Source organism: Desulfobacter sp. (assembly GCA_028768525.1).
Classification (GTDB): Bacteria; Desulfobacterota; Desulfobacteria; order Desulfobacterales; family Desulfobacteraceae; genus Desulfobacter.
Genome location: CP054837.1, coordinates 4,257,201 through 4,268,805 on the forward strand (window position 1 = coordinate 4,257,201; position 11,605 = coordinate 4,268,805).

The window sequence follows — 11,605 nt, forward strand, 5'->3', positions numbered from 1 at the left end:
ACCGGATTCTAGTACTCTAAAGTTTATACACCGGCAGGCCGAATTCTTGTTAAACTAATAATTGATTTTTCCTCGTTTTCCCGCGGATGCGACGCTTTTTTCAGTTGGGGATTTCTCCAAGGTGCAGGGCCGTCGGCGACCATCCTTTTAGGCATGAAAAGGAGAAGCCATGATTGAGAAGTTTCTTTCGGACAGAGGGGGGAGGCGCCGGATCTCCGACCGGAGATTCCGGGTGGGAGCCAAACACGATCCAGAGCGGCGGACCGGGTGGAAACGCCGGTCGGGCTGGGACAGACGGTACAAACAGGATCCGGTGGCCCGGGAGACGGACCAGAGGGAGGAATCCTCCGGAACAGCGGAGTAGCCGGTGGGGCATTGAATCCGGAATAGGATAGTTCACGATTTCCTTTAACAGATGCGAAATTAGACAAGGACCCCAAATGAATAAACACCTGAGTATCTTGCTCTTTTGCCTGGTGATGGCGGCAGGCTGCATCTGGCTTTCGCCTCCGGCCGGAGCGGCTGACTTTGATACCCATGCCCAAAAGGGGATGGCCGCCTTTCAGAAAAAAGCCTATCAAACCGCCTACGATGAATTCCTCAAAGCCTTTGAAATCGCGCCGGATCATTTCTGGGTTAATTTTTACCTGGGACGCGCCGCCCATGAAACCGGCAATTACGAAATGGCTGTCATGGTTTTCGAACGGGCGCTGATCATCCATCCGGGGGATAGCCGGGTCAAGCTGGAGATGGCCCGTGCCTTCCAGAGACTGGGGGTGAGCGACATGGCCAGAAAGTACTGCAACGAGGTATTGCTCACCGATCCCCCTGAAACGGTGAAGCAGAATATTGAAAAATTTTTGGCCTATATCGACCGCAGTGAACAGCGCCATTTTTTCAGCGGCATCGTCAGCCTGGGACTGGACTGGAACGACAATGTCTGGACCAGCCCCGCCAACAGTACCATCAGTACAACATTGGGTCAGGTATCCCTTTCAGGGAATTCAGCGCGGGAAATTGACGATTTTATCTGTTCCGCCATTGCCGAACTCAGCCATACCTACAGCTTTCCCTATTCCAGGGTCTCCTGGCAGACCAAGGCAACGGGATATAAGGCCCTGTACAATGAAGAACATGGCCTGGATACCCAATATCTGAGTCTGGACACCGGGCCGGAATACCTTTTGAAAACCGGGGTGGCCGGCATCCATCTCACCGCCGATTACATGGACCTGGACGATCAAACATACACCCATGCCCTGGGCACCCGGATATTTTACCGCCACGTGATCACCCCCGCCCTTGTGATAACGCCGGGGGCGGCCTTCAGCAAGAGGGAATATACCGAAACCCCGGCAAAGGACAGTGACAACCGGCGGCTGGACCTGGAAGCGGTTTTCCTGTTCCGGAATATATGGTGGGGCGCGGAACTGGGATATGAACGGGAAACCGCAGATGACGATGAGTACAGCTTTGACCGGTATAATATCCGCTTGTCCGCCAACCGTGAAATCGCAGGTGGTATCACCCTTTTCAGTTCCTATGACTATACCTATACCACCTATGACGGCACCCCGGGTCTGTTCAGCGCCCCCCGGCGGGACCATCTCCATAATCTGGGCTGCGGCGTAAAAAAACGGCTGTGGCAGTCCGGGGACAACCGGCAGAGTTTCGCACTCAGCCTGGCCTACCGGCATGTTCGTTCCGATGCCACCCTGGACCTTTACGACTATAAGAAAAATATTGTGAGTTCCGCCCTTGAATACCGGTTTTAAAGGGGAGAAATATGAGTTTTTTTCGTCAGGTTTTAATTTATATGGTTCTGGCCGTGGCCCTGGCTGCGGGATCGCCTGATAATTCCGGGGCTGCCGCCCGGGATCCCATTGGCAAAATCGTTGCCATCCGGGGAAAGGCAACGGCATCCATGGAAGGGGCGGCCCCCCGGGTGCTTTCCCTAAAAGCCCCGGTCTTTTTAAAGGAGACCATAGAGACCGCAAGGGGGCGGCTCCAGATCATGTTTACGGACAATACCCTGATGACCCTGGGCCGGAATGCGAAAATGGTGCTGGAAGAATACCAGTGGAAGAAGGGGAGTCCCCAATCCAGGCTGCATACCAAGATCAAGGCCGGAAGTTTCAGGGTCATGGGCGGCGCCATCACCCGGGATGCCCCCCAGAATTTCAAGACCGAGGCCCCGTCGGCCACCATCGGTATCCGGGGGTCCATGTATGCGGGGATCGTCCGGGGCAATCGGCTCTCCGTGGTTTACCAGGGGGGCAGGGGGATTTTTGTCTCCAACCCCCAAGGCCGGGTGGACATCGACCGCCCCGGATTCGGCACCGAGGTTGCCGGCATGGGCGCTCCGCCGGACGAACCCAAGCCCTTTGACGAGACCCGCATGGAAGAAATCGAAGGGGGAATGGCCGTTGCTGAAGAACCATCCGGGGGACAGGACACGGAGGGCGGGACCGATGACGCCGGAACCCAAGGGGAAGACGCCGGGGAAACAGACGGATCGGACAGCGGTGTGTCCCAAGAGGGAACCGCATCCGGGGATGACGCCGGGACACAGGAACAGGACGGTGGTGAGGGGGGCGATCCGGCAACCGCTGATGCCTTTGCTGAAGGTGAGGCAGATGCCGGGTCCTCTTTTGAAACCGGAACCCCGGATGTTACCTCCGACTCAACCGGAGAAATCGAACCTGTGCTGACCACGCCGGAAACGGTGACAGCGGGACTGGCGGATGCCACCGCCCAGGAGGCTGTCCCGGTGGCCGCCAACAGCTATGAACAGGGCATATTCGATGTGCTGGCCGAACTGGGGTTTGTGGGCGCCCGGTCGACATCCCTGCCCGGCTTAGGTATCTGGACCTATGCCGGACTGATAAGAGACAGCGATCCAACCATAACCGACGATACCTTTGTGGTGCATGTTAACTGGTACGGCAAACGCTTTATCGGGTTTGAAAAGGATCCCAGCTATCCTGGCATGACCACCAACGGTTTTGCCATCGGCCAGATTGACAGCACCGGTGCCCTGGTAAACGTCCGGCTTTTAGGGTCCGGCGACCCGGCTGGCGCGGGAGGGCCTGGCGTTATTTCCGCCCTCACCGGTTCCGAAGACTTCGGCCATGTCTACGGTACTAACCAGGGGGCTGTGGGCCTTGCCCTTTCGGGCACCGATTATGAACTTGCCAGCCCTTATTCGACCCATGCCTGGTCCGATGTTTCCGCAGCCACCTTTGACAAGGTTTCCACTTCCCCGGATCCGGGCAATGCCTGGAACGGGTTTTTCGTGGGGCTGGGGGAGGATATGAACAATATTGATACCGACCGGGTCTATTTTATCAATGATGATTCCGCCAAATTCAGTATGGGGTTCAACCGGGCTACAGGAACCATTTCCGGCACCATGACCGGCATAGACGCATTTGGGGGGGGCAATCAGATCAACAACCTGCAAATCGGCGGCGCATCGGTTACCCAGTCCGCCTATATCGCAGATGACCGGCTGGGCGCCGAGTTGATCGGAACCAGCGCGGTTATTACCCAAAATGGCGGCAGTACAGGATTAAAGTCCTGGGGGAATTTTCTGGTCTCCTCCATGGAGACCCCGTTGTCGGACAACACCTATTGGGGGTACTGGGAGATCGCATATAAGGAGCCGGGCTCAAACTATGATTACCATGTCCATGTCCCCGGTTCTCTGTGGATAGCAGGGGATAGAACCCCCAATACCGTTGTCCAGTCCCTTACCGGTACGTTTTCATATACCGGCGGCGCAATGGGCATCATGATTGATTCCGGGGTGTCCCCCCAGGTCAGCCAGCTGACCAACGGCCAGACCTCATTAAATGTTGATTTCAGCGGGAAGACCATATCAGGGAATATCAATTTTTCACAGGTGAATCTGACCGTCACCGTGGCGGCCGCAGATTTTCTGGCCGGCGGGAGCACCGGGTTCACGGGCACCATATCCGGGGCCGCCACCTCACAGGTCAACGGCGCTTTTTTCGGCGCCAATGCCCAGGGACTGGGGGGGAATTTCGCCGCTGATTTCGGATCTGTCAAATATATGGGCATATTTGCCGGGGACCGTCCCTAGGACGACAAGATGACCATCCCCTTCAAGGAGACCCTGGCCCGGATTTTTAATCTTCCCTTCTGGGCGGGATGTCTGGTCATTCTTTTGTCCTGCGCGGCATTGTATGTGTCGGGGAATGAAAAGCCGCTCTTTGTGGCCGGCATGGACAACAAGGTCACGGACATCATGTTCCGCATCCGGGGGCCCCGGCCCCACACCGGGCAGGTGGTCATTGTGGACATTGACGAGAAAAGCCTGGGCCGCTTCGGGCAGTGGCCCTGGCCCCGGGACCTCATGGCCGGCCTGACCCGTGCCATCCACGGAAACGGGGGCCGGGTCATCGGGTTTGATATTGTCTTTGCCGAACCCGACCGAACCTCACCCAGGCGCCAGCTGCCGGTGCTGGAGTCCCTGATGGGAGAAGAGGTGCCCCCTGCGGTCCGGGCGAGGATCCTGGCGCGATATGCCGGGGACAACGACGCCGCCTTCGGGGAGGCCCTGGCCGATACCCGGGCGGTGCTGGGCTATGCTTTTCAGTTTAAAAATGACGGGCTCAAGGCCGAGGACCAGACCCCCTTTCCGTCGGCCCGCATCCGCCTGGTCCCGGAATCCGTTCCTTTCCGGAGCCTGGCCCTGATTCCGGCCTACAGGGCTCTTATCAATACCGATGCCGTGGCCATGGCCGAGAGCGAGGGCTTTTTCAACGTGATCACCGACGAGTCCGGCACGGTGCGCCAGGTCCCCCTGCTCATGGCCATGGACGGGGTGCCCTATCCCTCCCTGGCCCTGGAAACCTTCAGGGTGGGCCGGGGCCTTGAGGAGATCATCATTCATACGGACACCCGGCTGGCCACCCGGCGCACGCCGGTCATCGGGATTTCCATGGGCGATTCCTTTTTCCCCACCTCCAACACCGGACGGCTGTTTGTCAACCACCGGGGGCCGCCGGGCACCTTTCCCTATCTCTCCGCCGCAGACCTGCTCACGGGAAAAAAGCCCATTGATCTTGCCGGCAAATACGTTCTGGTGGGCTCATCGGCCACCGGCCTATTTGACCTGCGGGCCACCCCCTTTTCCAGCACCATGCCCGGGATTGAGATCAATGCCAATATCATCGATAATCTGATTCAAAAGGATCCCTTTGCCTATGACCGGTATACCGAGATCGGCATCACCTACCTGCTGGTCATTTCCGGAGGCTTTGTTTTGACCCTCATCCTCTGCCGGCTCTCCCCGGTGGCTGGCAGCCTGGGGGCCTTCGGTTTTCTGGGGGCGGTATTCTGGGGTAATTATTATTTCTTTTTTTTGAACAACCGCCAGGTGGGTCTGACCCATGCCGCCGCCACCTATGTGCTGATCCTGGTCCTGGTCAGCGTGCTCAATTATGTCCGGGAGGGCCGGGCAAAGCGGTATATCCAGAAGGCTTTTTCCCACTATCTGGCCCCGGATGTGGTCTCCTCACTGATTAAACAGCCGGGAAAACTCACCCTCTCCGGGGAGCAGAAAGAACTGACCGTGCTTTTTTCGGATATCCGGGATTTTACCAGTATTTCCGAGAAAATGGATTCCAGTACCCTGGGCCGGTTCATGAACCGTTACCTTACCCGTATGAGCCGGATTATCATGGACAACGGCGGCACCGTGGACAAGTTTATCGGGGATGCTATCATGGCTTTCTGGGGGGCGCCCAAGGATGAACCCGACCATGCCGGAAAAGCCGTGGAAACGGCCCTGGCCATGATAAAGTCACTGGAAGACCTCAATCTTGAGTTCGCGTCCCTGGGCCTGCCCCGGGTCCGTATCGGGGTGGGCATCAATACCGGCATCGTGAGTGTGGGAAATTTCGGCAGCCAGGACCGCTTTGACTATACGGTGATGGGGGACAACGTCAACCTGGCCTCCCGTCTTGAGGGGACTAACAAAACCTACGGCACGGTTATCTTGGTTTCCCAGGCCACCAAGGCGGCGGTGGACGGGCGTTTTGAATTTGGCTATGTGGATGAAGTCAGGGTCAAGGGCAAGGAGATCCCCGTTAAAATTTACACCCCAATGGTCGGGGGGAAAGGGGCAGACCAGCTGCCCGGATGAGGGGGGGGCGTTTCCGGCATCCGGGGAAACAGGCCGGCAGCCGTTCATCTGTTGAGATCTTTTTCCACAGGTATATAGGTGAATGGAAGCTGGAAATACTCGAAGAATTTGGCTGTTTTTTTCATGGTCAGACCGGAGAACAGGGCCGGCAGGCTGATCCCCACGCCGAGGTAGATGTTCCTCTCCCGGTTTTCTTCCCCGGGGTATCCCCGGGCATAATATCCCAATTGGAGTTCAAAGTGGCGGGCCGGGGTATGCTTCAGGGCTTTGAAACCGTTCATTCGGACGGCCATGAGGAATTTCATGTTTTCATAATCGGTGAACACATCGGTTTTGTCGAATTCCGGAACATATTCAACCCTGAAATTGATTTTTTCACTAAGGCGGGGGCGGGTGTAGAAAAGGTAGGCTGTGGCCGCACCGGCAAGATTCATGAGAAGGTCTTCGTGGGAAAATCCGTAATCGCTGAAGGCGTCTCCCAATTCCATGTAACTCATCATGGCAAAGGAGGAGGCGGCCCCCCAAAGCCCGGCTTCCTCCCTGGAAAAAGACCAGTGATCAAAGGTCGAGGAGAGGATGTGGGAAAGGGCATAGGTAAAATAAAAGTGCCCCAGCTTGTCTGCTCCCCCTTCCTTGGTCCCGTCGGAAAACCAGCCTTCGCTTTCCCTTTTAGGTGCGGTGTCAAAATAGTCCCATTTGGCCATGCCCCAGGCGGTGATGGCCGTAATCCCGGCCAGATTGGTCATGAACACCTTATCTGATTTGGAAAGATCCTGTGCCTCCCATGCCCAGGCAGGGGGGACGGCCAGGACGATGCCTATGACCAGGCCGAATCCGGCCAGGATGGCGATACTTTTTTTTAAAAGTTTCATTTTTATATTCCCCAAATGTTAAAGGAAAAATGGAGAGACAGTCTGGAACGGGTATTTCTGTATTGGGTATCTGAGGGGTGATTGAACAGCAACCTGGGTTTCGTCCGCTGGATCCGGAATTCAATTGTGAGTGTATCCCAAAATGGGCAGGGCTTCAATTTAAAAATAAGGGCAGTCTGTAAGGTGGGGATATAAGCGGTGTTTCGTTTGGGGGGTATTGTTATTTGGAGAGGCGTAACCCGGCCGCGGCACGGGCGAACGCTTCCATTAAAGCATTCCCGGTCGTCCTGACCGGGAATGCAGCGAACGGCCTGCCGTCTTCGCCGTCCTGGCAGCCGACAGGCCTCACGCCATTACAGCGTCCACCCGCACCACGGCCTAGTCATCCCGTCAAATTTTAGAAACGGCCATTTTCAAGCCATGATTTCCCTTGCAATCCGAAGTAATGCCAGTTTACTTTCCAATAATTTTGGTTTGCACAGAATCAACTTCATCCGGTATTAAATTGCTTCTTAAAGACCTGCGGCGCCGGGAAAAATGTCCATTTTATTAAACCACATTGTTCCGAAAGTGTGTGCAGTACGCCCAGTCTTAATCCAACGATGGGTTATCTGTTGCCTTTAGTTTGAATTGGAGAGCCACACTCTTCACAGAATTTTGCTGATGGCGACACTGGATGTCCCTGTTCACATCTTCTAATGTTATCGTTATCTTTAATTTTTATAGCGGAATATAAAGTTCCTACTGCTGCAGAATAGAACGGTAAAAGATGACCAGAAATGAATCTTGCAGTAGATATTTCATTTTCATCCGGCCCAACATTTATCATGTATATGAAATTGAAAATTGCGTATATAAAAAGAAAGTTGATCGACCTTCTTAGCCATTTAGGACATCCTCTTAAAGCAGCCTTCCAAAAATCTTTTCGCTTGAAATCTTTTGTAAGTTGAGTAGAGATTAATACTGTAGGGAACCAAACTACAAAAACGCCTATAGCTAAAAAAAAGACTTTATCATAATGCTCGAAAGATATTTTTAAAATTGTTGATAAATGGATGATAATAGTCGTGAGCAGGCCTGTTGCAGATAGAACTACAAAAGGAGTAAGTATTATTTTAAACATATGATGTTCTTCCTACAGATAACCGTTGAATATCAGATCAACTTTCCCTGTGTAACTAATTGGATCTACTAAACATCTCTTGTAGCGAAAGGCAAGAATAAATTTAATGCCCTGTTAAATTCTTTTTTTAAAGATAACAAAAAATTATACTCTGTATGAGTATCCTTAATTTCCCAGACAGATTGTCGGTGCCGGGGATCCATTTTAATATAGTTTAATGTGGGGCTGAAATGGCAGAGGATATTGTTTTAAGCCCAAGGCCGGTGCTATGGTTTGGGGTTCGAATTTTCAGATGTGTTGGCCCTGTGGGCTGTTCGCCGGCCGGTGGTATCTCTTTTTTAAGTATGGTATATAGGAACGCCGCACCTGGACAGTCGGGTGCGGGTGGCCTTAAATCAGATAAAATAAGTTGGACGTGTGAAGAAGAATAGTTACAGCCTTGCAGGAAATGTGTTAGCCATCAATACCGAATCCGGTGAATTTAAATTCAAAATCGGGGAGGATACCGGAACGGCCAAGGCCCAGCGTATTGCAGAGCTCATGGTGGGTGAAATGGAAAAGGTGGAAGAGCAGTTCCGGGGTGTCCGGGAAAAATCCAGCCCCTATGCAAAGCTGCTGCTGGCCAATTTGAATATTTCCGAACAATACCTGCATCTTGAGAAGGAATATAACCGGCTGATTCAGGAATGCGAACAGCTTAAGTCGGTACACCGGCCGTTGGCAGTTAAGGTGGAATTGCCTGAGATCCCTGATGTGCCGGAACCTGCGGAACCCACTGAAGTTCAGGAGGCCCAGGAAAGGGGCCAGGCAAAGGAAGAGGAGACGCCCCCTGAACCCGAGGCGGCACCGGCGCCGGAAGATACGGAAAAACCGGCTGGGGAGCCAGCCCCGGAAAGCAGGGAAATGCCTTCGGAACCCGGCCCCCTGGTGAAACAGGTTCTGGAAACCCTGAGGCAGTCAAGGCCGGCGGAGGGTGAGCAGAGAACCGAGGCCGGGAACCAAGCGCCGGCGTCCGGCATGGCGACGGAAAGGTCGACGGAATCTGGAACCGGGGAAGAGGCCGGAGAAAGGGACGCTGCAAGGGGTACAGATGAGGCGGCCGGGTCTGAACGACCCGCCGGTGATGCCATGCCTGCCAGGGTGAAAATCAACAGCCATGAGGGGCCGGCAGCGGTGACCAGGACACCGGCACCGGTTGGCAGCGGGGCATTCAGACTCCCTTCCCTGGATTTCCTCAACCGCCCGGAAACCCGGATGGAGGTGGACCACGAGGCCATCCGCCGGGATGCGGAGTTGCTGGAGCAGAAGCTGGGGTATTTCGGCATCAAGGGCGAGGTCATGGAGGTCTCTCCGGGACCCGTTATTACCACCTTTGAATACAAGCCTGCCCCGGGTATCAAGATCAGTAAGATCGTCAACCTGGCAGATGACCTGGCACTGGCCCTCAGCGCCCTGAGCATCCGCCTGGTGGCCCCCATCCCGGGCAAGGATGTCATCGGCATTGAGATCCCCAATGAACGGATGAGCATTGTTCCCTTTGCCGATATCGTGGGGTCAGAGGCCTTCATGAATATCGACTCCCGCACCCCCATCTGCCTGGGCAAGGACATCATCGGCAACCCCGTGGTGGTGGGACTGGACAAAATGCCCCACCTGCTCATTGCGGGGGCCACGGGCACGGGCAAGAGCGTGGCCCTCAACGCCATGATCACCAGTATCCTCTACAAATCTTCGCCGGAAATGGTGAAGTTCATCATGATCGACCCCAAGCGCATCGAGCTGTCCCTGTTCAACGACATCCCCCATCTCATCACCCCGGTGATCACGGACATGAAAAAGGCCAATATTGCATTGCAGTGGGTGGTGCGTGAGATGGAGCGGCGGTATGAAAAGCTGGCCAAACTCCAGGTGAGAAACATTGAGCAGTACAACAGGAAGATCAAACAGGGGAATATCGGCCACTTGGGTGAGGAATTCGAACATTTTTCATACATTGTCATCATCATTGACGAGCTGGCCGACCTCATGATGACCGCTTCCAAGGATATTGAATTTTCCCTCACCCGCATCGCCCAGATGGCACGGGCGGCAGGGATTCATCTTATCCTGGCCACCCAGCGCCCCTCGGTGGATGTCCTCACCGGGATCATCAAGGCCAACTTCCCCACCCGGATTTCTTTCCAGGTTTCTTCCAAAACCGATTCCCGGACCATTATTGACTCCAACGGGGCCGAAACCCTGCTGGGACGGGGGGATATGCTGTTTGTTCCGCCGGGGACCGCCCGGCTGACCCGGGTCCACGGCACCTACCTTTCCGAAAGGGAGCTGATCACCATCACCGATTCCCTCAAGTCCCAGGGCCGGCCCGATTACCTTCTGGAGGTGATTACGGAAAGGGAGGAGGAGCCAGTGACCGCAGAGGTGGGCGAGGATGACTACGACGAAAAATACCAGGCGGCCCTGGATTTTGTCCTGTCCACCCGGCAGGCTTCCATCTCCAGTGTCCAGCGTGCCCTGAGGGTGGGGTACAACCGGGCCGCACGGATCATCGATCTCATGGAGAAAAAAGGGGTGGTGGGGCCTTCTGACGGGGTCAAGCCCCGCCAGGTGCTGGTGGACCACCGGATGGATTAAATCACGGATTTAAGCGCCGCTTCAACCTCCCCATAGGCGGCATTGCTGGAAAGGGTGAGGGAATGGTAGCCGTCTCCCCCGAATCTTCTGTCCAGTTCGATGAACACATGGGTGAGGCCTCCGTCGGTGATAAAGGAGAGTTCCACCTCTTCCACCCGGCTGAAACCGAAACCTTTGGGCTTGAATTCCAATTCCTGGTAGCATCCCGATGCCGAGGCAAACCCGTCTCCGTTTAGGAATCCCTTTTCCACGTCGGCTTTCACCATTTTAAATCCGTTTTGGTGCATGGCGTCGATGAAATGGGCCATGACCGGGCCGGGGTGGATATGCAGGGAGTCCCGGTCCTTGGGATCGATGGCATTGTCGATGTCCAGGGAGGTCTCGAGCCAGACCTTGCACCGGTTCTTCGGGATATCCAGCACCGTCACCGGGGTTTCGGGATGGAGTTCAAAGGCAAAATCCAGGGAGTGCCTCTCCCCGGGGTTCAGGGTAAAGGCTTCGCAGATGGCGTATTCTTCAAGGGTGTGGGTGAGGTTGCACTCCGTGTCCTCCCCCTCCTGCTTGGCCAGGGTGTTGAGTTGCAGGTTAATGGCGGACACCTCCTGTTCCACATTCCCCCCCTTGATCTCTATGCGGCCCTCCAAGGTGCCCCCGGGCATGAATTCATCGGTTGTCAGGACGGCATCCACACTGGCGGACCCGATGCCGATTTTGGCAAAAATTTTTTTAAACATGATGCAATAACCTTTCCTATAATAAGATTCAGCGGATTGATCGTGACCAGAAGAATTACCAGCAGTGTGA

The 11,605-nt window shown here is 55.0% G+C and carries 8 protein-coding genes; 5 read left to right on the forward strand and 3 right to left on the reverse strand.

Translation table 11 applies throughout. The annotated features are described in order from the left end of the window. The first annotated feature begins 169 nt into the window (after positions 1-169). From HUN04_18865 to HUN04_18880, 4 genes are all read left to right on the forward strand, one after another. Positions 170-364, forward strand: a complete 195-nt coding sequence (locus HUN04_18865; protein WDP91650.1) for a hypothetical protein — start codon at positions 170-172, stop codon at positions 362-364. Positions 365-440: 76 nt separating this feature from the next. Beyond that, a complete protein-coding gene (locus tag HUN04_18870; protein WDP91651.1) occupies positions 441-1,775 on the forward strand; it encodes a DUF560 domain-containing protein in 1,335 nt (444 codons plus the stop codon). 11 nt (positions 1,776-1,786) lie between these two features. Beyond that, positions 1,787-4,105 carry a transferrin-binding protein-like solute binding protein gene (locus HUN04_18875; GenBank protein ID WDP91652.1) on the forward strand — a complete coding sequence of 773 codons (2,319 nt, stop codon included), beginning with the start codon at positions 1,787-1,789 and terminating at the stop codon, positions 4,103-4,105. A 9-nt stretch (positions 4,106-4,114) separates the two neighbouring features. Further along, complete coding sequence (locus HUN04_18880; GenBank protein ID WDP91653.1) at positions 4,115-6,172, forward strand: adenylate/guanylate cyclase domain-containing protein; 2,058 nt, start codon at positions 4,115-4,117, stop codon at positions 6,170-6,172. A gap of 44 nt (positions 6,173-6,216) precedes the next feature. On the opposite strand, the gene HUN04_18885 is transcribed toward HUN04_18880, so the two are convergent. Continuing rightward, entirely contained in the window at positions 6,217-7,044 is an 828-nt protein-coding gene (locus HUN04_18885; protein ID WDP91654.1) for a DUF2279 domain-containing protein, read from the reverse strand. Between the two features lie 607 nt (positions 7,045-7,651). After that, a complete protein-coding gene (locus HUN04_18890; GenBank protein WDP91655.1) occupies positions 7,652-8,167 on the reverse strand; it encodes a zinc ribbon domain-containing protein in 516 nt (171 codons plus the stop codon). A 417-nt stretch (positions 8,168-8,584) separates the two neighbouring features. Here HUN04_18890 and HUN04_18895 point away from each other — a divergent pair, with 417 nt between their 5' ends. Next, positions 8,585-10,801 carry a DNA translocase FtsK gene (locus tag HUN04_18895; GenBank protein ID WDP91656.1) on the forward strand — a complete coding sequence of 739 codons (2,217 nt, stop codon included), beginning with the start codon at positions 8,585-8,587 and terminating at the stop codon, positions 10,799-10,801. Here HUN04_18895 and HUN04_18900 read toward each other — a convergent pair. Next, a complete protein-coding gene (locus HUN04_18900; protein ID WDP91657.1) occupies positions 10,798-11,535 on the reverse strand; it encodes a sporulation protein in 738 nt (245 codons plus the stop codon). The two genes, HUN04_18895 and HUN04_18900, sit on opposite strands and share 4 nt — an antisense overlap. Positions 11,536-11,605 lie beyond the last annotated feature (70 nt).